Source organism: Albimonas donghaensis, from assembly GCF_900106695.1.
Classification (GTDB): Bacteria; Pseudomonadota; Alphaproteobacteria; order Rhodobacterales; family Rhodobacteraceae; genus Albimonas; species Albimonas donghaensis.
Window position 1 is genome coordinate 716,614 of the sequence record NZ_FNMZ01000002.1, and the last position, 21,652, is coordinate 738,265.

General features: G+C 71.9%; 19 protein-coding genes. 9 read left to right on the forward strand and 10 right to left on the reverse strand.

Annotated features, from left to right (window positions below; genetic code table 11):
• Positions 1-29: 29 nt before the first annotated feature.
• The 6 genes from BLV24_RS09175 to BLV24_RS09200 all read left to right on the forward strand — a co-directional run bounded on the left by BLV24_RS09175 (position 30) and on the right by BLV24_RS09200 (position 7,180).
• Positions 30-1,001: an ABC transporter substrate-binding protein gene (locus tag BLV24_RS09175; protein ID WP_092680842.1), complete on the forward strand. Its 972-nt coding sequence runs from the start codon at positions 30-32 to the stop codon at positions 999-1,001.
• 237 nt (positions 1,002-1,238) lie between these two features.
• A complete protein-coding gene (locus BLV24_RS09180; protein ID WP_092680843.1) occupies positions 1,239-3,533 on the forward strand; it encodes a mechanosensitive ion channel family protein in 2,295 nt (764 codons plus the stop codon).
• Positions 3,534-3,638: 105 nt separating this feature from the next.
• Entirely contained in the window at positions 3,639-4,166 is a 528-nt protein-coding gene (locus BLV24_RS09185; protein WP_092680844.1) for a hypothetical protein, read from the forward strand.
• Entirely contained in the window at positions 4,159-5,391 is a 1,233-nt protein-coding gene (locus tag BLV24_RS09190) for an HlyD family secretion protein (protein WP_092680845.1), read from the forward strand. The genes BLV24_RS09185 and BLV24_RS09190 overlap by 8 nt, the downstream gene beginning before the upstream one ends.
• 173 nt (positions 5,392-5,564) lie before the next feature.
• Positions 5,565-6,128, forward strand: a complete 564-nt coding sequence (locus BLV24_RS09195; protein WP_092680846.1) for a lipid-binding SYLF domain-containing protein — start codon at positions 5,565-5,567, stop codon at positions 6,126-6,128.
• A 53-nt stretch (positions 6,129-6,181) separates the two neighbouring features.
• Positions 6,182-7,180, forward strand: coding sequence for a serine hydrolase domain-containing protein (locus BLV24_RS09200; protein ID WP_092680847.1), 999 nt, complete (start codon positions 6,182-6,184; stop codon positions 7,178-7,180).
• 9 nt (positions 7,181-7,189) lie between these two features.
• On the opposite strand, the gene BLV24_RS09205 is transcribed toward BLV24_RS09200, so the two are convergent.
• From BLV24_RS09205 to BLV24_RS09215, 3 genes are all read right to left on the reverse strand, one after another.
• Complete coding sequence (locus BLV24_RS09205) at positions 7,190-7,849, reverse strand: 2-hydroxychromene-2-carboxylate isomerase (RefSeq protein ID WP_092680848.1); 660 nt, start codon at positions 7,847-7,849, stop codon at positions 7,190-7,192.
• 57 nt (positions 7,850-7,906) lie between these two features.
• The gene (locus BLV24_RS09210; protein ID WP_092680849.1) at positions 7,907-8,371 is read right to left on the reverse strand and encodes a hypothetical protein; all 465 of its coding nucleotides are present in this window, start codon (positions 8,369-8,371) and stop codon (positions 7,907-7,909) included.
• Positions 8,372-8,673: 302 nt separating this feature from the next.
• The gene (locus BLV24_RS09215) at positions 8,674-11,172 is read right to left on the reverse strand and encodes an adenosylcobalamin-dependent ribonucleoside-diphosphate reductase (RefSeq protein ID WP_092680850.1); all 2,499 of its coding nucleotides are present in this window, start codon (positions 11,170-11,172) and stop codon (positions 8,674-8,676) included.
• A gap of 136 nt (positions 11,173-11,308) precedes the next feature.
• Between BLV24_RS09215 and BLV24_RS09220 the strand changes: the two genes are divergently transcribed.
• The 3 genes from BLV24_RS09220 (at position 11,309) to BLV24_RS09230 (ending at position 13,966) form a co-directional block, all read left to right on the forward strand.
• Positions 11,309-11,944, forward strand: a complete 636-nt coding sequence (locus BLV24_RS09220; protein ID WP_092680851.1) for a thymidine kinase — start codon at positions 11,309-11,311, stop codon at positions 11,942-11,944.
• 161 nt (positions 11,945-12,105) lie between these two features.
• Entirely contained in the window at positions 12,106-12,576 is a 471-nt protein-coding gene (gene greA / locus BLV24_RS09225; RefSeq protein ID WP_092680852.1) for a transcription elongation factor GreA, read from the forward strand.
• A gap of 31 nt (positions 12,577-12,607) precedes the next feature.
• Positions 12,608-13,966 (forward strand): hypothetical protein, encoded by a 1,359-nt coding sequence (locus BLV24_RS09230; protein ID WP_092680853.1) that lies wholly within the window; start codon positions 12,608-12,610, stop codon positions 13,964-13,966.
• Positions 13,967-13,990: 24 nt separating this feature from the next.
• On the opposite strand, the gene BLV24_RS09235 is transcribed toward BLV24_RS09230, so the two are convergent.
• The 7 genes from BLV24_RS09235 to BLV24_RS09265 all read right to left on the reverse strand — a co-directional run bounded on the left by BLV24_RS09235 (position 13,991) and on the right by BLV24_RS09265 (position 21,589).
• A complete protein-coding gene (locus BLV24_RS09235; RefSeq protein ID WP_092680854.1) occupies positions 13,991-14,995 on the reverse strand; it encodes a glutathione S-transferase family protein in 1,005 nt (334 codons plus the stop codon).
• Positions 14,996-15,117: 122 nt separating this feature from the next.
• Positions 15,118-15,930, reverse strand: coding sequence for a phosphate/phosphite/phosphonate ABC transporter substrate-binding protein (locus BLV24_RS09240; RefSeq protein WP_092680855.1), 813 nt, complete (start codon positions 15,928-15,930; stop codon positions 15,118-15,120).
• Complete coding sequence (locus tag BLV24_RS09245; RefSeq protein ID WP_092680856.1) at positions 15,927-16,280, reverse strand: fatty acid desaturase family protein; 354 nt, start codon at positions 16,278-16,280, stop codon at positions 15,927-15,929. Before BLV24_RS09245 ends, BLV24_RS09240 begins: the two co-directional genes overlap by 4 nt.
• Before the next feature lie 271 nt (positions 16,281-16,551).
• Positions 16,552-18,150, reverse strand: a complete 1,599-nt coding sequence (locus BLV24_RS09250) for a cisplatin damage response ATP-dependent DNA ligase (RefSeq protein WP_092680857.1) — start codon at positions 18,148-18,150, stop codon at positions 16,552-16,554.
• Between the two features lie 4 nt (positions 18,151-18,154).
• The gene (locus BLV24_RS09255; protein WP_342707988.1) at positions 18,155-19,195 is read right to left on the reverse strand and encodes a ligase-associated DNA damage response exonuclease; all 1,041 of its coding nucleotides are present in this window, start codon (positions 19,193-19,195) and stop codon (positions 18,155-18,157) included.
• A gap of 184 nt (positions 19,196-19,379) precedes the next feature.
• Entirely contained in the window at positions 19,380-20,453 is a 1,074-nt protein-coding gene (locus tag BLV24_RS09260; RefSeq protein WP_245710492.1) for a flagellar basal body P-ring protein FlgI, read from the reverse strand.
• A 128-nt stretch (positions 20,454-20,581) separates the two neighbouring features.
• The gene (locus tag BLV24_RS09265) at positions 20,582-21,589 is read right to left on the reverse strand and encodes a flagellin (RefSeq protein ID WP_143040270.1); all 1,008 of its coding nucleotides are present in this window, start codon (positions 21,587-21,589) and stop codon (positions 20,582-20,584) included.
• Between the last annotated feature and the right edge of the window lie 63 nt (positions 21,590-21,652).

Genomic DNA, 21,652 nt, shown 5'->3' on the forward strand with positions numbered 1-21,652 from the left:
CCATTCCTGCAGATCAAAGGAATATCGCCATGAAACCGATCCTTCGCGCCGCGCTCCTCGCGATCGTTGCCGCCGCCTCGCCCTCCCTCGCCTGCGCCGCCGAGAAGCTGGTCGTCGCCTGGTCCCCCAACCCCCAGACGCCGCAGGTCGATGTGGCGCTGGCCGAGGGCTATTTCGAGGACGCCGGGCTGGAGATCGAGTTCATCTCCTTCGTCTCGGGCCGCGAGGGCTTCGAGGCCCTGCTCGGCGGCCAGGTCGACATCGCCTTCATGGCCGAGTTCCCGGCCGCCATCGGCGTCCTGCGCGGCCAGTCCTTCGGGGTGATCGGGGATCTCGCGCGCTTCACCGGCTCGCGCATCATCGGCAACGCCGAGGCGACGCCGCTGGAGTCCCCCGCGGATCTCGCCGGGCTGACGATCGGGACCACGCTGGGCACCAACGTGGATTTCTACCTGTCGCGGGTGCTTGAGACGGCGGGCGTCGAGGCGACGGTGATCAATGCCGGGCCCGCCGATCTCGCCCCGGCGCTGGCGCGCGGCGACGTGGACGCCATGGTGACCTTCCCGACCTTCTACGCCTCGGCCAGGGCCGCGCTGGGCGACGATTACCGGGAGCTGCGCGCCCCCGGCTACCAGGCGCATTTCATCCTCTCGGCCTCCGGCGAGGCGCTGGCGGACAAGTCGGAGGCGCTGGCCGCCTTCATGGGCGCGCTGGTCAAGGCCGACGCCGATGTGAAGGCCGATCCGTCCGCGGCCCAGGACGCGGTGCTGGCCAACCTGAACGGCGTGATGCCCAGGGAGGCGCTGGTCGCGTTGTGGCGCGACGTGGAGATCGGGCTTGAGCTGTCGTCGGGGCTCGCCGAGCTGATCGCCGAAGAGGCCGCCTGGATCGTCGAGAAGGGCGTGGTCAACGCCGAGGCGCCCGACGCCGCCGCCGTCCGCGCCGCCTTCGCCCCCGAGGCGCTGGCCGCCGCCGCCCCCGACGCGGTCACCCTGGACTGAGCCGCGGGGGGGACTGAGCCGCGGGGAGGACTGAGCCGCGGGCGGACCGAGCCGAAAGCCGTCCCGGCGCCCTCCGCCCCGGGACGCTTCGCCGTCAGGGCGTCGGCCCCGCGCGCGGTTTGGTGCATTTCGGCGCCGCGAGGTCGCCCAAGACCCGCGCCAAGGCGGCCCCCGGTCGAAAGTGATGGATTCCAAGCCGCTCATTAACTACGAAACCAACATCCAGGGAGGGCTGAGATGATTGCCGAGACGTTCCGATCCGTTCGCAAGCCGGTGAGTCAGGCGAGGGCGCCGTCGGCCCATCGCGCCCTCGCCGCAGGGACTGTCGCGGGACTGGCCCCCGGTCTCGCGCAAGCGCAGGACGCCGCGCCGGCCGGCCCTCCGGCCCTGCCTGATCCGCTGACGCCCGAGACCATCCGCGAACTGGTGGCCACGCTCTCCGACGGCCAGGTCCGCGACCTGCTGCTGGAACGGCTCGACGCCGTGGCCCGGGCGCAGGCCGAAGCCGCTGTCGAGACCGGGCCGGGCATCGGCGACGCGATCAGCGCGGTCGGCGCGCATATCCTGGCCACCGTCACCCATCTCGGCGCCGCGCTGGACGGGCTCGGCGCCATGGTCGCCATGCTCTCGGCCGGCTCCTTCATGGGCTTCGTGACCTTTCTGCTGCTGCTGGGCGTCGCCATCGCGCTCGGGTTCGGGGCGCGGCTCGGCGCGCTGAAGCTGCTCGGCGCCGACGGACCGCCGCTGCCCGGCGCCTTCGGGCGCTTCGGCGTGGCCATGCGCCGCTTCGGCGCCAGGCTTCTGGGGATTCTCGCCTACGCCATCGTCGCGGGGCTGGTGATCCGCTTCGGCGCCGCGGGGCTGGAGAACGGCGAGATCCGCGGAGACGCGGCCTGGCAGGTCGCCTTCGCGGCCGGCGTCACCCTGCCGCTGGTCCACGCGCTGCTGGTGCTGGCGCTCGCCCCCAAGCACCCGGAACTGCGCGCGCTTTCGGCCGATGACGCCACCGCCGCGCGGATCACCCGCTCGGTCATGGGGCTGGCGATCCTGATGGCCGTGCTGGCCCAGGTCAGCCAGCTTCAGATCCTCGCCGGCGTGAACCCCTTCGTCACCGGCTACGCCTTCTGGGGCTATCTGCTGTTCACCGGCGCCGCCATCGCCTTCCTGGCGAAGGAGCGCGACGCGCTGACCGCCATGATGGCCGCGCCCGGCGAAGCGACGGCCCCCGGGTCCTGGCCGCATCTGTGGCCGCGCCTCGCGATCGCGCTGGTGGCCCTGCAATGGGTGCTGGTCGAGATCATCACCGCGGTCGGCCGCACCGACCTCCTGCACGGGCAGAGCCGCCTGAGCATGGCGTTGATCCTGCTGCTGCCGGGGCTGGATTCGCTGATCCGCGCCGTCGCCTCCCGGCTCGCGCCCACCGCCACCGGCGAGGGCGACGGCGCCCAGGCCGCCGCCGAGGCCACCGGCCGCGCCTATCTGCGCATGGGCCGGGTCTTCGTCTATGTCGGCCTGGTGATGCTGATCGGCAAGCTCTGGGGCCTGACCCTGTTCGGCCTGGCCGCGTCGGGCATGGGCGCGGGACTGGCGGCGGGGCTGCTGAAGTTCCTGTCGATCTGCGCCATCGGCTATTTCATCTACGAACTGGTCAACGTGCGGATCAACCTGCGCCTGTCGCGGGAGATGACCGGCCGCACCCTGACCGCCGAGGAGCAGAACGAGGTCGGCGGCGAGGGCGGCGGCGCGCCGGGCATGGGGGCCTCGCGGCTCGCCACCGTGCTGCCGCTGATCCGCTGGGCGGCGCTCGGCTCGATCATCGCCTTCACGCTGCTGCTGGCGCTCAGCCAGGCGGGCGTGGACATCGCGCCGCTGCTGGCCGGCGCCGGCGTCTTCGGCCTCGCCATCGGCTTCGGCGCGCAGACGCTGGTCAAGGACGTGGTTTCGGGCATGTTCTTCCTGGTCGACGACGCCTTCCGCCAGGGCGAATACATCGACGTCGGCGGCACGCTCGGCACGGTGGAGCGGATCTCCATCCGCTCGGTCCAGCTGCGCCATCATCGCGGCGCGGTGCACACGATCCCCTATGGCGAGATCGCCAAGGTCACCAACTACAGCCGCGACTGGGTGATCGTGAAACTGAAGTTCACCGTGCCCTTCGGGACCGACCCGAACAAGGTGAAGAAGATCTTCAAGAACATCGGCAAGGAAATGGAAGCCCTGCCCGAGTTCAAGAACGACTTCATGCAGCCGTTCAAGAGCCAGGGCGTGCTCGAATTCGACGATGTCGGCATCGTGCTGCGCGGCAAGTTCATGGCCCGTCCCGGAACCCAGTTCATGATCCGCAAGGAGATCTTCAACCGCGTCAACGCCGCCTTCGCCGAGGCGGGGATCGAGTTCGCCCGGCGCGAGGTGCGCGTGCGGGTGGCCGATGAGGATGACGACGATGCCGGCGGCGGCGACGCGGCCCGCCAGCAAGCCATCGCCGCGGCGGCGGCCGACACCGCCCGGACGCCGCCCGCCCAGGGAGGCTGAGCGGACCGCGGTCCCGCGCCCGGAGGGGGGAGCGGGACCGCGCGCCGCGGGGCGACGACCCGGTTTCCGCCAGGGACGCCGGGCGCAGACATCAGGAGAGCCGGATTGGCTGAACTACTGCATCCCGAGGCGCTCGAACACGCGCCCTACTTCATCGCCGGGCCGGACCAGACCGACCAGATGTTCGTCGTCATGACGCTCGCCGTGATCGGCGTGGTGGTCATGGTCGGCATCATCTATTTCAGGATGCACGCGCTGCCCGAGCGGATGGCCCATGGGGCCAACAGCTCGCAGTTCCAGCTGGTCGGCGTGATGGCGTTGCTGGCGCTGTTCACCCACAACAACATCTTCTGGGTGCTGGCCCTGCTGCTCGCCGCCTTCAAGATCCCCGACTTCAACGGGCCGCTGGCCGACATCGCCGACGCCATCCGCGGCAAGCCGCGCAGGGAGCCCGAGCGCGGCGCCGACGCCTACGCGCCCGACGCGGCGCATCCCGCGCCCGGCCAGGCGGGCCATGCGCCCGCCCATGCCCCCGCCCATGCCCCCGCGGCGGCCTCCACCGCCACGGCGCCCGCGTCCGCCGCCGCTCCCGCCTCCCCGTACACGACCGGCCAGGAGCGCGGCGATGCTTGAGTTCACCATCTGCGCGACGCTCACCATCCTGCCCGACTACCTGTTCCGCCGCTATGTGCAGGGCAAGCGCTGGGGGCATGAGCTGACGCTCTTCACCATCTGGACCGAGCTGCGCTGGGGCCTGACGCTCTGCGCCATCCTCACGCTTAGCCTGATCACCATGATCTTCTACCACCACCCGACCACCACCCGGGCCGTGGCCGTGTTCCGCACCGTCGCCATTCTCCCCGAGTCCGGCGGCCGCGTGGCGGAGATCGGCGTGATCAACGAACAGCAGGTCAAGGCCGGCGACATGCTGTTCCGGCTCGACGATTCCCGGCAGCGCGCCGAGGTGGAATCCGCCCGCCGCCAGGTCTCCGAGATCGACGCCGCCCAGACCGTCGCCCAGTCCGAGCTCGCCGCCGCCATCGGCCAGGTCGACTCGGCGCGCAGCTCGCTCGAACAGGCCCAGGACGAACTCAACCGCTCCACCGAGCTTTCCAAGCGCAACTCCAACGTGGTCAGCGCGCGGGAGCTGGAGCGCCTGCAGAACGTGGTCAACGCCCGCCAGGGCGCGCTGAGCTCGGCCATCGCCAACCAGGGCGCGGTCGAGGCCAAGATCTCCACGCTGCTCCCCGCCCAGAAGGCCAGCGCCGAGGCCGCGCTCGACCAGGCGGAGGTGATGCTCGACAAGACCATTGTACGTGCCGGCATCGACGGCAAGCTGGAGCAATTCGCCCTGCGCGTCGGCGATTATGTCAGCGCCGTGCTCCGCCCCGCCGGGCTGCTGATCCCCGACGATGTGCGCGGCGGGCGCGTGGTGGCCAATTTCGACCAGGTCTCCGCCCAGGTGCTGGAAGTCGGGATGGTCGGGGAGGTCGCCTGCCTCTCGACCCCCTTCGACATCATCCCGACGGTGATCACCGACATCCAGTCGGTGATCGCGGAGGGCCAGTTCCGGCCCACCGATTTCCTGGCGGGCGAAATGCTCAGCCGGGCCCCCGGCGGCGTCACCGTGTTCATGGAGCCGCTCTACAAGGAGGACGCGGCGCTCATCATTCCCGGCTCCCACTGCGTGGCCAACGCCTATTCCAGCTTCCACCAGGAGCTGGAGAACGAGGACCTGCCGACCGGGCGGTTCATGTTCTATCATGCGGTGGACGCGACGGCGCTGGTCCACGCGGCGATTCTGCGGATCGCGGCGCTGCGCATGCCGGTGGAGACGCTGGTGCTGTCGGGGCACTGAGGCCCCGGCCGACAAGTCCCGGCCGACACGCCACGGCCACAAGCCACGGCGACAAGCCACGGGGCGGGCGCTTTCGCAGCGCGCCCGCCCCGACGCGCCCTCCGGGGGCGCCCGCGGCGCGCACGCGCTCCGGACAGCAGGAACGCCGGCCCGCCGGCGAGGGGAGAAACACGATGTTCCGACGCGCCCTCCTGGCCGCCGCCGCCGCCCTGCCGCTGGCCCTCGGGCTGGGGCTTTCCTCCGCCCCCGTCCCGGCCCATGCCGCCAGCGCCGAGGCGCTCGACGCCGCCGCGGCCGAGACGCTGGAACTGCTGCTCGAAACCCACCCCGTCACCCGCGACATGCTGGAGCGCGCCGCCGGCATCCTGATTTTCCCCGAGATCATCAAGGTCGGGCTGGTGGTCGGCGGCGCCGGCGGCGACGGGGTCCTGCAGGTGGAGGGCGAGACCGTGGCCCGCTACCGCTCCATGGCGGTCAGCTACGGGCTGCAGGCGGGCGCGGCCAGCTTCGGCTACGTGATGCTGCTGATGGACGAGAGAGCGCTGGACTACGTGGAAGCCACCGACGGCTGGGAAGTCGGCGTCGGCCCCAACGTGACCGTCGCCGATGACGGTTTCGCCGCCAAGTTCTCCACCACCTCGGAGCAAAGCGGCGTCTACGTGTTCTTCGTCGGCCAGTCCGGCTATTTCGCCGGCGCCGGGATCGAGGGCACGAAGATCTCGCGCATTTCCGACTGATCCGCGGGGGCGTCCCGCCGGGGCGCCTCCTTCCATTTCGGGAGCCCCCGGCCATGTCCACGCCTCTTGAAGACCGCATCGCGCTGGGCGTCCGCGCCAGGTTGCTGGAGGGGCTGCACGCGGTCGTGGTCCTGCGCGGCGACGAGACCCTGGCCGAGGCGTGCTTTCCCGGCGAGGACCAGGACTGGGGCCGCCCGCTGGGTCGGGTGGATTTCACCCCCGACACGCTCCATGACCTGCGCTCGGTGACCAAGAGCGTGGTCTCCCTGCTCTACGGCATCGCGCTGGACCGGGGGCTGGTCCCGCCGCCCGGGGCGGCCCTCCTGCACTGCTTTCCCGCCTATCCGGACCTGGCCCGCGACCCCGCGCGCGCCGGCTGGACGCTGGCCCATGCGCTGGACATGACCCTGGGAACCGAGTGGCCCGAAAGCCTCGACTACACCGACCCCGACAATGCCGAGATCGCGATGGAGCGGGCCGAGGACCGCTACCGCTTCGTGCTGGACCGCCCCCTGGCGGAACCGCCGGGAACCCGCTGGACCTATTGCGGCGGGGCCTCGGCGCTGCTCGGGCGGATCATCGAGGACGGGACCGGCCAGCGCCTCGACGCCTTCGCGCGCGACGCGCTGTTCGGACCGCTGGGGATCGACGCGTTCCACTGGCATGCCGGCGATGACGGCGCGCTGTCCGCGGCCTCCGGCCTGCGGATGACGGCGCGGGGACTGGCGCGGATCGGTCAGGCGATGGCCGCCGGCGGGCGCTGGAACGGCGCTCCGGTGATCCCGGAGGCCTGGCTGGCCCGCCTGCGCGCGTCGCGGATCGAGACCGGCTTCGGCCCCGGCTACAGCGGGCAGTGGTATCTGACCGAGCAGCCGGCCCCCTCCGGCCCGGTGCAGGTCATGGCCGGCATGGGCAATGGCGGTCAGCGGCTCTGGGTGGCGCCGGAGACGGGGCTGGTCGCGGTCGCCTTCTGCGGCGCCTACGACCGCCCCGACATGTGGCTGACCCCGACGCTGCTGCTGCAACGGAGCATCCTGGCGGGGCTGGGCTGACGCCGCGCCTCAGCCGCGCGGCTTCAACCCGGCCTTCTTCATGGTCCAGACCGCCAGGTCGATCCGGTCCTGACCGAAGAACGGCTCGCCCTCGAAGGCCAGCGTCGGCACGCCCCAGTGCCCGCAGGCGTCCAGCCCGTCCTGGTTGGCCTGGACCACGGCGTCGAGCCCCTCGGGATCGGCCTCCACCTCGGCCTTCAGCGTCTCGAAATCCAGCCCGGTGCGCGCCACGATGGGGGCGAGGTTCTCGTCCAGGTGCCAGTCCTGCACCCGCTCGCCCCAGAGCCCATGGGTGACGTGCAGGATGAAATCCATCCCCGCCGCCGGCCCCCGCCGCGCCGCCGCCACGCCCATGCGGGTGATGCGCCGGATATAGGGCTGGTCCGCCGCGATGGCGCGGGTCTGCATGTCCTGCACGATGGGATCGGGGCGCGGGAAGCCGAAGGGCAGGTCCAGATAGGCCGCCACCCGGCGCACGTCGCGCTGCAGGTAGGGGACCCAGCCCGGCGGGTTGCGCGCGAAAAAGGCCGGGTCGCGCACCGCGATCGGGTAGACCGGGCGGAGGTTGATCTCCAGGTCCCATTCGCGGGTCAGCGCGTGCAGCCGCGGGGTCGCCAGATAGGAATAGGGCGAGCGGAAAGAGAAGAAGAGATCGGCCTGCAGGGTCATGGTTTCGCTCCCGGTCGCGCCCGCTTCGGGGACCGGCGGGCGTCGTCGCGGCGGAGACTAACGGCGACGGCGGCGCGCGACCAGAGCCAGAAGCGCGAGCCCCAGCCCCAGCAGCGGCAGCGCCGCGGGCAGCGGCGTCAGGCTGTCGGCGGCCTGCGCGACGGCGACGGTTCGGCGCGTCTCCTGCGGCGCCGTTCCCGCGTCCAGCGGGACGAGACCGATGCCCGGGCGGTTCACCCCGAAGCTTTCGGCCAGTCCCTTGCGCCAGTCCTGCACGTCGAAAAAGCTCTGCGGCCGGCGCTCCGGCTCAAGCGAAAAGGACAGGGGCACGATCGAGAGCCCCGCCCCCGCGCGGGCGGCTTCGGAGTCGGGCGCGGGCGCATGGGCGGAGGCGTCGTCCTCGTCCTCCACCGGCAGGGCCGACGCCGGCGCCGGGGCGAGCCCCCCCGCAAGCAGGCCGAGCGCCAGCGCGCCGACGATCCCGCCGGTCGGAGTCGCGGCCGCTCCGCGCCCTGTGCGCATCACACGCCCCCCGTGGTTCGAGTCACCTGAACGCTCGTTTCCGAACCGTATCGTATGCGCCTGTCACAACGTCAAGCGCCGTGAATCCGTTAACAAAGCCCCTGTCCGGCAGGGCTTCGGACCGCCCCCGCATAAACGCCTGATGAACAAAGCGGATCTCCGCGCATCAGCCGTCGCTCAGCCTCGGGCCCGCGTCGCCTTCGCGTCCCCGGCGGCCTGGCCCGCGACGGCGACGATCATGCCCGATCCGCCGGACAATTGGAATTACCCAGGGGAAGCCGCAGGCGAAACCCGGCCGGGGATCAGCCGCATTTGGAGAACCCGCAGCTCTGACAGGTCATGCAACCTTCGAGCATCCGCATGGCGTATTCCCCGCAGGAGGGACAGGGCGCGCCCGTCCGCGCCCCGCCTTCCGGGCCGCTCTCCGCGGGCTCGGCGTCCACCGCCTCCGCCCGCGCGGCGGGATCGACCGAAAGGCCCCGGCCCGCCTCCAGGAACCCGGTTTCGATCATGTGCTGCTCGATCACGCCCCCGATGGCCGCGAGGATCGAGGGCACGTAGCGCCCCTGCATCCACGCCCCCCCGCGCGGATCGAACACGGCCTTAAGCTCCTCCACCACGAACGAGACGTCGCCGCCGCGCCGGAACACCGCCGAGATCATGCGGGTCAGCGCCACCGTCCAGGCGAAATGCTCCATGTTCTTGGAGTTGATGAAGATTTCGAAGGGCCGCCGGCGTCCGTTCTCCATCACGTCGTTGAGCGTGATGTAGATGGCATGGGCGCTGTCGGGCCATTTGATCTTGTAGGTGCGCCCGTCGAGGGTCTCGGGGCGGTCGAGGGGTTCGTGCCAGGTTTCGACGGAAGTGATGGATGAACTCGCCGCTGGCGCATTCTGCGCGTCGCCCGGACCGAACAAGAGATCGGTAGCGGTCACGCCAAGCACCGGTGCGGCTCTCTCCGCGAACTTCAAGCCCATCGCGCTTCGTCCTGTCTCGATATCCGAGATGGTCGCAACACGCATTCCCGCAGCTTCCGATAGCGCTGCTTGCGTCAAGCCAGCCGCTTTCCTTGCCGCCTTCAGCCGCTCGCCGACAGAGCGGCCGGGAGCAGAGACACTCAAAACCGACCCCGTGACCGCGTTCGGCCGATAGGTCGTGCAGCCTTTGCACCCCGTCTCCCAGGCCATCATGTAGACGTCCTTGAACGCCTCGAACCCGATATCCTCGGGCACGTTGATGGTCTTGGAGATGGAGGAATCCACCCAGTTCTGCGCCGCCGCCTGCATCCGCACATGGTCGGCGGGGCTCAGGGTCTGGGCGTCCACGAAGGTCTCGGGCGGCTCGGCGTCGCCGAATTTCTCACGCCACAGGCCCATGGCGTAGTCGGCCACCTCCTCCTCGGTCTTCGAGCCGTCGCGCTGGGTGACCTTGCGCCGATAGGCGAAGGCGAAGACCGGCTCCACCCCCGAGGACACGTTGCCCGCGAACAGGCTGATCGTCCCCGTCGGCGCGATCGAGGTCAGCAGCGCGTTGCGGATGCCATGGGTCCGCACCGCCTCCACCACGTCCTCGCCCAGCGCCTGCACGGAGGGGGAGGCGCAGAAGGGCTCGGCCTCGAACAAGGGAAAGGCGCCCTTTTCGCGCGCCAGCTCGACCGAGGCGAAATAGGCCGCCCGCGCCACCGCCCGCATCCAGGCCTCCGTGCGCGCCACCGCCTCGGGCGAGCCGTAGCGAAGCCCGCACAGGATCAGCGCGTCGGCGAGCCCGGTGACCCCCAGCCCGATGCGCCGCTTGGCCCGCGCCTCCTCCGCCTGCTGGGGCAGCGGGAAGCGGGAGGCGTCCACCACGTCGTCCATCATGCGCACCGCCGTGCCCACCAGCTCGGCCAGCTCGTCCTGGTCGATGTCGGCGCCGGGTTCGAACGCCCCGCGCACCAGCCGCGCGAGGTTGATCGAGCCCAGAAGGCAGGCCCCGTAGGGCGGCAGCGGCTGCTCTCCGCAGGGATTGGTGGCGGAGATCGTCTCGGCGTAGGCCAGGTTGTTGCGCGCGTTGATGCGGTCGATGAAGATCACGCCCGGCTCGGCGTAGTCATAGGTCGCCCGCATGATCCGGTCCCACAGGTCGCGGGCGCGGAGCGTGCGGTATACCCTCCCGTCGAACACCAGGTCCCAGTCGCCATCCGCCTCCACCGCCGCCATGAACGGGTCCGTCGCCAGCACCGAGAGGTTGAAGTTGCGCAGTCGGGCGGGGTCGCGCTTGGCGTCCACGAAATCCTCGATATCGGGGTGATCGCAGCGCAGGGTGGCCATCATCGCGCCCCGCCGGGCGCCCGCCGACATGATGGTGCGGCACATCGAGTCCCACACATCCATGAAGCTCAGCGGGCCGGAGGCGTCCGCCCCGACCCCCGCCACCGGCGCCCCCTTGGGCCGGATGGGGGAGAAGTCGTAGCCGATGCCGCCGCCCTGCTGCATGGTCAGCGCGGCTTCCTTCAGCATGTCGAAGATGCCTGCGAGGCTGTCGGGCACCGTCCCCATGACGAAGCAGTTGAACAGCGTCACCGTGCGCCCCGTCCCCGCCCCGGCCAGGATCCGCCCGGCGGGAAGAAAGCGGAAATCGCGCAGCGCGGCCTCGAACCGGGGGGCCCAGGCGGCGGGGTCGGCCTCCACCGACGCCAGCGCCTGCGCCACGCGGGCCCAGGTCGCCTCCACCGAGGCGTCCACGGGCGCCCCCTCCGGCGTTTTCAGCCGGTATTTCATATCCCAGATCTGTTCGGCGATGGGCGCGGCGAAAGCGGACATGCGGGGGCCTCCGAGTCGAGCGTCCACAAGATGTGGGGATTGGGCACGATACTCGAAACCCGTCCCCCCCCACAACCTGAGCCGCGCGTTCCGCTCCGTCTTGCCAGCCGGGCGCGGCGGGGCGAAAAGCGGGGGCATGGCCAAGCTGCATTTCCTCTACTCGACCATGAACGCGGGCAAGTCGACCAACCTGCTGCAGGCGTCGCACAATTACCGCGAGCGGGGCATGACCACGCTGCTGCTGACCGCCCGGCTCGACGACCGCGCCGGGCCCGGCCGCATCGCCTCGCGCATCGGCATCGCCGAACCGGCCGAGACCTACGGGACCGGGGACGACCTGCGCGCGCTGATCGAGGCGCGGCTGGCCGCGGGCCCGGTGGATTGCGTGCTGGTGGACGAGGCGCAGTTCCTCACCAAGACGCAGGTCTGGCAGCTCGCCGACGTGGCCGACGATCTCGGCATTCCGGTGATGTGCTTCGGCCTGCGGGTGGATTTCCGGGGGGAGCTGTTCCCCGGCTCGGCCGCGCTGCTGGCGCTGGCCGACAGCCTGCGGGAGGTGCGCACCATCTGCCATTGCGGGCGCAAGGCGACCATGGTGGCGCGGGTCGGCGCCGACGGCTCCGCGGCGACGGAGGGCGCCCAGGTCGAGATCGGCGGCAACGACCGCTATGTTTCCTACTGCCGGCGCCACTGGCGGGAGAAGGTGGGTCGCCGCGCGCTTGACCCGGCGCCTGGGCGGCTCGGCGGCGAAACGCCCGACGCGCCGGCCTGACAGCCCGCTCGGCGCATCTTGAAACCCCGCCCGCGGGCGCCTAGTCTCAATCCGAACCGCAGCCGCGCCGCGTCAGGCGCGGCTGCTTCGCGTTTCAGGACGACCGCGGTCCGCCGCCCGTCCGCCGACTTGAAAAGTCCCCACCCGAAGGAGGGCGAGGCATGGAAAAGGTCCCCATGACGGCCGGCGGCTTCGCCGCGCTGGACGCCGAGCTCAAGCAGCTCAAATCCGTCGAACGTCCGGCCGTGATCCGGGCGATCTCGGAGGCGCGCGAGCATGGCGACCTCTCGGAGAACGCCGAGTATCACAGCGCCCGCGAGAAACAGTCCTTCATCGAAGGCCGTATCCAGGAGCTGGAAGGCCTGATCTCCCGCGCCGATGTCATCGACCCGTCCAAGCTGTCGGGCGCGGTGAAGTTCGGCGCCACGGTGACCCTCGTGGACGAGGACACCGAGGAGGAGAAGACCTACCAGATCGTCGGCGAAACCGAGGCGGACATCGCCAAGGGCAAGCTGAACCTGCGCTCGCCGCTGGCGCGCGCGCTGATCGGCAAGGAAGAGGGCGACGCGGTCGAGGTGATGACGCCCGGCGGCGGCAAGGCCTACGAGATCCTCAAGATCGCCTTTATCTGACCCCGTCCCAATCCACGCGGAGGACGCAAGCATGGTCGAGCCGCCGCAGCGCGGCGCCCACCCGGACCCCGGCGCGGCCCAGGCCGCGACGGAACGGGGGGCGCTTGGCCCGATGCGGGACGACGGCCTCGCGGCCTCGCCCCTGCGCGACCGCGCCCCGGTCTGGCCGGCGGCGCTGGGCGGCGCGGCGTTGTGGCTCGGGGTCGGCGCGGGGCTGACCTGGGCGGTGCGCTTTCTGCCCGAGGGGCTGCGCCCCGCGACCCTGACCGAAGCCGTGACCCTGGCCTTCTGCGTGACCGCGCCGGCGGCGTTGGCGATCGGCTGGGGCGCGCTGGCGTCGCGCGCCGCGGCGGCGGAGCTGCGGCTCGACGCCGTGGGCCGGGCCGCCTCCCGCGCCGCGCTCGGGGCCGGGCCCGGCGCCCGCGCGCAGGCGGTGGCGGAGGGGCTGAGCCGCGAGGATCTGACCCACGCCGTCGCCCATGCCGCCCGCGACGCGCTGGACCGCGAGCGCGGGGCCATCGCCCGGCAGCTCGCCGAACTGGGCGAGACCCAGCGGCGCATAGACCTGGTGATCGCCGACACGGCGGAACGCGCCGGCGCGACCGTTCAGGCCCCCGTGCTGCCCCCCGCCCCGCATCCGGAAGCCCCCGCGCCCGCGGGCTTCGCCGAACCGGCCGCGACCTTCGCCCCGCCGTCGTCCGAGCCGCCGCCCGATCCGTCGCCCGAGACTACGCTTGAGCCGGAACCGACCGCCGAAGCCGAAGCGGCGCCCGAACCGGCCCCGGAGCAGGCGCCCGCCCAGGCGCTCCGCCAGGCGGCCCCGATCCCGGCCTCCCCGCCGCGCGCGCCGGAGACGCCGGATAGCCAGCCCTCGCTGCCGCTCTCGGACCCGCAGGAAACCGCGCCGCCCACGAGCATCCGCGACTGGTCGGTGATGGCGCTGGCGCTGGACTTCCCCAGGGACGAACGGGACGAGGCCGGCTTCGCCGCGCTTGAAGTCGCCACCCGCGACCGCCCCATGGCCGAGCTGCTGCAGGCCGCCGAGGACGCGCTGACCATCCTCGCCCAGCATGGCATCTACATGGAGGATCTGGAGATCCGTCACGCCCCGCCCGCGCTCTGGCTGCGCTTCGCGCGGGGGGAGCGGGGGACGGAGTTCGCCTCCGTCGGCGGGGTCGCCTCGGAGGCGCTGGTCGACACCGTGCGCCGGATGATGAAGGCGGACCCGGTGTTCCGCGACACCGCCATGCACCTGATGCGCCGCTACGACGCCGTCCTGCGCCTCGCCGCCGCCGAACCGCGGGGCGAGGGGCGGCTGGTCGACCTCGCCGACAGCCGCACCGGGCGGGCCTTCATGCTGGTCGCCCAGTCGGTCGGGACCTTCGACTGACGGCCCCCGGCGGCCGCCTCCCGCTCAGGCCGTCTCCCGCGCCGCTCCGCGCAGCGCGTCCCGCCCATGCGGCTGATGAAAGTCCAGCGCCGGACCGACGGGGACGATGCGGTAGGGGTTAATCGACTCGTGGCTGTAGTGGTAATGCCGCTTGATGTGGTCGAAATTCACCGTCCCCGACACGCCGCCCCACTGATAGAGCTCGCGCAGATAACCCCAGAGGTTGGGGTAATCGACGATCCGGCGGATGTTGCACTTGAAGTGCCCGTAATAGGCCGCGTCGAACCGCACCAGGGTGGGGAACAGCCGCCAGTCGGCCTCCGTCACCCGCGCGCCCATCAGGTAACGCCTTGAACTCAGGCGCTTCTCCAGCCAGTCCAGCGTCTCGAACAGCGGCTGGACGGCTTCCTCATAGGCCGCCTGCGTGGTGGCGAAGCCCGACTTGTAGACGCCGTTATTGAGCGTGTCGTAGATGCGCGCGTTCACCGGCTCGATGGCCAGGCGCAGCTGCGGGGGGTGGAAGTCCTGGTGATCCCCGGTGATCCCGTCGAAGGCCGCGTTGAACATGCGCAGGATCTCGGAGCTTTCGTTCGACACGATCGTCCCCGTCTCCTTGTCCCAGAGCACCGGCACCGTCACCCGACCGGAGAATTTCGGCGCGGCCTCCAGGTAGACCTCGCGCAGGAACGCATGGCCTGCGCGCCGGTCGCCGGTGGCGCCGGGAAAGTCGGTGTCGAAGGTCCAGCCGTCCGAAAGCATGTCCGGATGCACCACGGAGACGTCGATCAGGTCCTCCAACCCCTTGACCGCGCGCAGGATCAGCGCGCGATGGGCCCAGGGGCAGGCGTAGGAGACATAGAGGTGATAGCGCCCGGCCTCGGCCTTGAAGCCGCCCTCGCCGGAGGGGCCGGGGGCGCCGTCGGGCGTCACCCAGTTGCGGAATTTCGCGTCGGTGCGCACGAACTTGCCGCCGGTTTTCGACGTGTCATAGCCCTGGTCGTGCCAGACGCCTTCCACCAACAATCCCATCGCGCGCGCTCCCTGTCCCGAATGTCTGACGCGCAACCTAGCGCGCAGGGCGGCGGACGCTACCGTTGCGACAGCAATGAACTGTTGCCGGAACCGGGAGAATGCGGGGGGGCGAGCCGGGCTCAGCCCTCGCGCAGCTCGGGCCGCGCGGTCTCGGCGACGCGGACCAGGCGGGCCAGCGCGCGGGCGTCGTCGTAATCGGTGTCGGCGAAGGCGACGATGCGGCTCAGCCGCAGCTCGGCCCGGATGGCGGCGGTTTCGGGGTCCACCAGCGTCTCCACCAGCGCCGCCCGGATGCGCGCCCGGTCGCCCGAGACGGTGAGCGCCGAGGTCACGAAGGGCGGCGCCGGGGCCGGGCGGGTCCAGCCCAGCACGACAAGCTCCTTCGCCGCGGGCTCGAACCGCTGCGCCATGTCCCAGCACAGCGCGTCGATGGCGGCGGCGTCGGCCCGGCCCTCCGCCACCGCGAGGACGGAGGCGCGATGGGCGCCGGTCCACACCACCTCGCCGATCGCCGCGGGCTCCATGGCGTCGAGCAGCGCGGCCCAGCCCGACAGACTGTCCGAGCCATTGGCCGCGAAACGCCCGCCGCGCAAGGCGTCGAGATCCGCGACCGCCCCCCGCCGCGCCACGATGGCGGAACTGTAGCGGCCCGAACCGCAGCCCTCGGCGTCATAATTGGGCGTGCAGATCAGCCGGGTGGCCCGCGCCGCGCCCGCGACATGCGGCAACCCGCAGGTCTGAGAGAACAGCAGCTCCGGATCCGCCCAGAGCGCGGCGGCCGGTGTGTCGCGGTCCAGCGTCTCGGGCGCCGGCAGGCCGACCTCGCGCAGCCGCGCCCCCAGCGCCGCCCACAGCGCGTCGGTGGCGTCGCGCAGCTCCGGCCAGTCATAGAGCGGCAATGAGGCGAGCCCCTGCAGGGCGGCGCCGGTCATGGCGCGCACCGCATGAGGGGAAGGGCCCGCGGCGCCCGCGCGCGGGGCGTAAAGCGGCCGCAGCCCGACAGCGCCTCGTCGCGCGGCTCGCGGCAGCGGGCGGGCGGGGCGTGCCGGGGCGGCGAGGGCTCGGCGTGACGCACCGCCTGAAGAGTGTCGTTGAGGAACATGAGCCGCCAGAACGCTCCCGCTTCCACGACCGCGCTGCGATGATCGGGCAGCAGCTCGGCCCGGTGCTCGATAAAGGTGCGCAGGGAAATCAGCGCGGCCGCCGGAGGGGCGACGGGACACAGATAGCCCACGGGCGTCGCGCCGCAAACCCCCCAGACCCATCCCGGGGCGATGGCCACGCGGCGCCGGCTTCGGGTCGCGCGCCGGCCGGGCGCGCGCGGCGGCCATGCACCTGCTTTCGGGGGCGTCACAGGGGCGGAGCCGCCCGGCGCCGGGACCCGAGGGGGGGCGGGCAGGTGGGATCGGTTCCCGCGATACGGCGCGGGCGCGCGGACGGGAGCGAAGGGCGCGTCCCCGTCGCAGCCTCCCGCCCGCCCACCCCGGCCGCGCCGGGGACGCGCGGACGGCTGCGCCGCCCGTGGGCTTCGGCGGACCGGGATGGGCGCCGCGTCAGCCCTGGGGGGCGGCCAGCGCGCGCAGCGTCTCCACCCGGTCGGCCTCGTCCGCCGGCTTGTCCCAGCGGATGCGCTTGATCCGCGGAAAGCGCATGGCGACGCCGGAGCGATGGCGGCGCGAGATCTGCACCGCGTCGAAGGCGACCTCCACCACCAGCGCCTGCTCCACCGCGCGGACCGGACCGAAACGTTGGGTCATGTGAGCGCGCACCCAGCGGTCGAGCTCCACCAGCTCCGCGTCGGTGAACCCGGAATAGGCCTTTCCCACGGGCGCGAGACGCTCGGCGCCCGGCGGGCCCTCCGGGTCCGGCTCCCACGCCCCGAAGGTGAAGTCGGAATAATAGGAGGACCGCCGCCCATGCCCGCGCTGGGCATACATCAGCACGCAGTCGGCGCTGAGCGGGTCGCGCTTCCATTTCCACCACGGGCCGATGGGGCGGCCGGCGGCGTAGGGGGCGTCCCGGCGCTTGACCATCAGCCCCTCCTGCCCCTCGGCGCGCTGGGCGTCGCGAAGCGCCGCGAGCTGGTCCCAGGTCTCGAACCGGATCTCGGGGGAGAGGTCGAGGCGGGCGGGGGCGTGGGTCTCGATCCAGGCGGCGAGGCGCGCGCGGCGCTCGGCGAGGGGGAGCGCGCGCAGATCCCGTTCCCCGTCATGCAGCAGGTCATAGGCGCGGATATGGGCGGGCGCCTCGGCCAGCATCTTCGCGGTGACCCGCTTGCGGCCGAGCCGGGCCTGAAGCTCGGCGAAGGGGCGGGGGGCGCCGTCGATCGCCACCAGCAGCTCTCCGTCCACGCAACCCTGCCAGTCCATCGCCGCGAGAATGTCGGGGAAGGCGGGGGCGAGATCCTCGCCGGCGCGGGAATAGAGACGCCGCCCGGCCCTGGTGGCGGCGGCCTGCACGCGGACGCCGTCCCACTTGATCTCCGCGATATGGTCCGCGGGGGCGAGGGTTTCGAACCGCTCGGGCTCCAGCGGGTTGGCCAGCATCATCGGGCGGAAGGCGAGCGACAGGTCGGCCTCGGGCTCCTCCCCGCCCTCCAGCCAGGCGAAAAGGTCGGCATAGGGGGGGGAGAGGGCGAACCACAGCTCCTCGATCCGGGAGAGGGGGCGGCCGAATTCCTCGGCCAGCGCCGTGCGGGCGAGGCGCGCGGAGACGCCGACCCGCATGCCCCCCGCGCAGAGCTTGATCAGCGCGAAGCGGGCCGAGGGGTCGAGCCGGTCGAAAAGCTCGTCCAGCAGGCCGGGGCGGGCGGCGCGGGAGGCGGCGCGCAGACGCTCGACCGTTTCGGAGAGGCCCGGCGGGGGGCCGGGGGGCGTGGGCGGGTCGGGCCAGATCAGGGCCACCGTCTCGGCCAGGTCGCCCACGAAGTCATGTGACAGCGCGAACAGGCGGGGGTCGACTCGGGCCTGCGCCACGCCCCGGATCACCGAGGGGGTGAGGCTCGGCATCTCCAGCGTGCCGGCCAGCGCGGCGAGCGCGTAGCCGCGGTCGGGATCGGGAGTGGCGCGGAAATAGGCGCGCAGCAGGGCCAGCTTTCGGGTGCGGCGCGGGGTGTGGACCAGCGTCTCCAGCAGGTCGGCGAAGGCGCGCATGGGCTCACATCGCCTCTTCCTCGCCCCGCCCGGCGAGGGCGAGAGGGCGGGCGTCGAGCCCCTGGTCGGCGCACCACAGGCACAGCGCCTCTTCCGCACCATGGGTGACCCAGACGGTCTGGGCGCCGGTCTCGGTGATGGTGGCGGTCAGCTCGTCCCAGTCGGCGTGGTCGGAGACGACGAGGGGCAGTTCCACGCCGCGCTGTTTGGCGCGCTGGCGGACGCGCATCCAGCCCGAGGCGGCGCAGATCACCGGGTCCGGCAGGCGGCGCGCCCAGCGGTCGTTCAGCGCCGAAGGGGGGCCGAGCACGATCTCGCCCTTCAGCTCGGCGCCCTGGCCGCGCACGGTTTCGAGCGGGCCGAGGGGGATGCCGAGGCGCCCGTAGACAGTGCACAGGCCCACAAGCGCACCGTGCAGGTAGATGGTGCGGTCCCATCCGGCGCGGCGCAGTTCCGCGATCATCCGCTGGGCCTTGCCGAGGGCATAGGCGCCGATGGCGTGGCAGCGCTCCGGCTGGGCGCGGACGGAGGCGAGGAGGCGGGCGATCTCGTCCTGCACCGGGGGGTGGCGGAAGACCGGCAGGCCGAAGGTGGCCTCGGTGACGAAGAGGTCGCAGGGGACGGGTTCGAACGGCGCGCAGGTGGGGTCGGCGGCGCGCTTGTAGTCGCCCGAGACGACCGCCCGGGCGCCGCCGGCCTCGACCACCACCTGGGCGGAGCCGAGGACATGGCCGGCGGGAACCAGGGTTATGGTGGCGTCGCCGAGGCGCATGGGACGGCCGGCCGGGATCGCCTGGGTGGCGGCGAAGGCCGTGCGGCCGTAGCGGGCCTCGGCGATGGCCACGGTTTCGGGGGTGGCGAGCAGGGCGCGGGAGCCGGGTCGGCAGTGGTCGCCATGTCCATGCGTGACGATGGCCCGGTCGACCGGGCGCACCGGGTCGATGAAGGCGCCGGCGGGCGGGCACCACAGGCCCTGGGGCCGGAGTTCGAGGAGTTCGGTCGCCTTCATGGCGGGGAAACTGGCGCGGCCGAGGCGCTGCGGCAAGGGCCAGGTTCGCTTTTCGTTCAGCCGCGCAGCTTTCGCCGCCGATCGCGGGCTGCGATGGCAGCGAAGCGCCGCGTCGAACGCGCGCCGGCGGAACGGGACCGCCCGCGGCGCGAAGAACCGTGTCGCCTGGCTTCGCCGGGGACATCGGCTCGGCGTCGCGAGATCAGCCGGCGGATCGTAACTACTGAACGATGAACTCGGCGTGCAGCGCGCCGGCCGCCTTGATGGTTTTCAGGATGTCGATCATGTCGCGCGGAGTGACGCCCAGCGCGTTGAGCCCTTCGACCAATTGCGACAGCGTCACGGTGTTGTCGATCACGGCCAGGCCGGTGCCCGGCTCCTCCTCGATCGCCGCCTCGGTGCGGGGGACCACGATGGTCTCCCCCTGCGGCGCGAAGGGGTTGGGCTGGGACACGACGGGCGTTTCCTGGATGCGCAGGACCAGGTTGCCCTGGCTGATGGCGATGCGCGAGACGCGCACGTCGTCGCCCAGCACGATGGTGCCGGAGCGCTGGTCGACCACCACGCGGGCCTTGCGAGAGGGCGCGATCTCCAGGTTCTCCAGCGCGCTGATCAGGCGGGCCGGGGAGAGGCGCGAGCGCGGCACGTCGATCTCGATGGTGCCGGCGTCCAGCATCTGGGCGAGCTGCATGTCGGCCTGGCTGTTGATGGTGTCGGCGATCCGGGCGGCGGTTGTGAAGTCGGGGTCGCGCAGGGCGAGCCGCATGCGGCCCATCTGACTGAAGTCGAAGGGGATCTCACGTTCCACACGGGCGCCGTTGGGGATGCCGCCGGCGGTGGGCACGCCCTGCGTGACGGTGGCCGCCTCTCCTTCGGCGGTCACGCCGCCGGCGATGATCGAGCCCTGCGCCACCGCATAGATCTCTCCGTCCGCGGCGTTGAGCGGGGTCATCACCAGAGTGCCGCCGAGCAGGCTCGACGCGTCGCCGATGGCCGAAACGGTGACGTCGATCTGGCTGCCGGCCCGGGCGAAGGGGGGCAGCACCCCGGTGACCAGCACCGCGGCCACATTGTTGGGGCGGAACTGCTCCCCCGAAACATTGATGCCCAGCCGTTCCAGCAGGTTGACCAGAGCCTCCTCGGTGAAGGGCGAGTTGCGCAGACCGTCGCCGGTTCCGTTGAGCCCGACCACGAGGCCGTAGCCGACCAGATCGTTGCCCCGGACGCCGTCGAATTCGACGAGGTCCTTGAGCCGGACGCGGATCGCGCCCTCCGGCGGCTCCATGACCGACATCGCGTCGCGGTTTTGCCCCGCGCGGGCCGGCAGGGGGCCGACCCAGGCGGAGACTATCAGCGCCAGGCTGGCCAGGGCCAGCACGGTCCAGTTCCGGATGCGCGAGCCCGCGCGGTCGGCGCAACCGATCATCGCAGGAAATCGAGCAAGGTGAGGCGCGACATGCGCGCGGTGACCGCGAAGACCCGCTCAAGCTGTTGTTCTACGGCCTGAAATTCCGTGGCCGCGTCGAAGGGGTCGCGCGAGGTGGCGTCGTTCCAGGCGATGTCGAGCGCGTCGCGACGCGCGGAGATGCGGACCGACGCCTCCTCCAGCCGTTGTTCCGACAGGCCGAGCATGGCCTGGGACTGAACGATCAACTCTCGCGAGGCGACCGTGACGTCGGCCGCGTGACCCAGCAGGTCGGTCTCCGCATCCGCCGGACCGGCATAGGCCGGGTCCACCGTCGCCGCGGCCAGGGCCAGGCCCTTGAGCAACGCGCGCACCTCCGGATCGTCCGCCCGGCGGGAAATGTCCACCGAGGCCCCCTCGTCGATCGTGGCGCGCGGCGCGTCTTCCGCCGATCCAAGGAACCGGGTGGCGGCGAACCCTCCGGCCGGGTCATCGAAGTAGAAATCCACCTGGGCGATGGCGTCGGCCGCGTCGACCGCGCCGGCCAGCAGCGCGGAGACGTCCGCCAGGATGTCGTCGGGCGGCGCCAATGCCGGCTGATCGACGGCGGCGCCCGCGAACAGCGTCCGGCCGCCATAGCGCGTGTTGAGGTTCTGCACCGCTGCCCGGAACGCATCCTGCGCCCCGGCCGCGTGAATGCGGGCGCTGTTGTAATCGCCCCGGGCCAGCGAGGCCGAAAGCTCCAGCCCCAGTTCGTTGGCGAGCTCGCCGAGCCCGCCCATCACCGACTGGGTCAGGGAAACGCGTCCCTGGGACAGGCTGACGCCCTCGGATTCCCGGGCCGCGCGAGCCTGCGAGGCCTCGATGGCCAGCAAACGGCGCGGATCGTGACCGGAGGCCGCGAAGAGGTCGTCCTTGCGGCCGGTCGACAACTCCCGGCCCGCGCGTTCCAGCGCCGCGCGCACGTCGCCCGCGTCGCGCTGCAAACGCAGCGCCGAAGCGAGATCGGGAAGCGGAGAGGTCATCATCTGCAGTCTCCCGTCAGGTCTGGAACAGGCCGGCGTCCGGGCGCGATGCCGGTCCGGAAT

Bases quoted from the DNA above. Each gene is read 5' to 3' on its own strand.
- BLV24_RS09215 (WP_092680850.1), bottom strand. From the start codon at position 11,172: ATGTCCGCTTTCGCCGCGCCCATCGCCGAACAGATCTGGGATATGAAA.
- BLV24_RS09195 (WP_092680846.1), top strand. From the start codon at position 5,565: ATGTTCCGACGCGCCCTCCTGGCCGCCGCCGCCGCCCTGCCGCTGGCC.
- BLV24_RS09180 (WP_092680843.1), top strand. From the start codon at position 1,239: ATGATTGCCGAGACGTTCCGATCCGTTCGCAAGCCGGTGAGTCAGGCG.
- BLV24_RS09205 (WP_092680848.1), bottom strand. From the start codon at position 7,849: ATGACCCTGCAGGCCGATCTCTTCTTCTCTTTCCGCTCGCCCTATTCC.
- BLV24_RS09190 (WP_092680845.1), top strand. From the start codon at position 4,159: ATGCTTGAGTTCACCATCTGCGCGACGCTCACCATCCTGCCCGACTAC.
- greA (WP_092680852.1), top strand. From the start codon at position 12,106: ATGGAAAAGGTCCCCATGACGGCCGGCGGCTTCGCCGCGCTGGACGCC.
- BLV24_RS09240 (WP_092680855.1), bottom strand. From the start codon at position 15,930: ATGACCGGCGCCGCCCTGCAGGGGCTCGCCTCATTGCCGCTCTATGAC.
- BLV24_RS09210 (WP_092680849.1), bottom strand. From the start codon at position 8,371: ATGCGCACAGGGCGCGGAGCGGCCGCGACTCCGACCGGCGGGATCGTC.
- BLV24_RS09175 (WP_092680842.1), top strand. From the start codon at position 30: ATGAAACCGATCCTTCGCGCCGCGCTCCTCGCGATCGTTGCCGCCGCC.
- BLV24_RS09250 (WP_092680857.1), bottom strand. From the start codon at position 18,150: ATGCGCGCCTTCGCCGACCTGCTGGAGACGCTGGTCCACACCCCGCGC.
- BLV24_RS09265 (WP_143040270.1), bottom strand. From the start codon at position 21,589: ATGACCTCTCCGCTTCCCGATCTCGCTTCGGCGCTGCGTTTGCAGCGC.
- BLV24_RS09235 (WP_092680854.1), bottom strand. From the start codon at position 14,995: ATGGGATTGTTGGTGGAAGGCGTCTGGCACGACCAGGGCTATGACACG.
- BLV24_RS09260 (WP_245710492.1), bottom strand. From the start codon at position 20,453: ATGTCGGTCATGGAGCCGCCGGAGGGCGCGATCCGCGTCCGGCTCAAG.
- BLV24_RS09200 (WP_092680847.1), top strand. From the start codon at position 6,182: ATGTCCACGCCTCTTGAAGACCGCATCGCGCTGGGCGTCCGCGCCAGG.
- BLV24_RS09220 (WP_092680851.1), top strand. From the start codon at position 11,309: ATGGCCAAGCTGCATTTCCTCTACTCGACCATGAACGCGGGCAAGTCG.
- BLV24_RS09230 (WP_092680853.1), top strand. From the start codon at position 12,608: ATGGTCGAGCCGCCGCAGCGCGGCGCCCACCCGGACCCCGGCGCGGCC.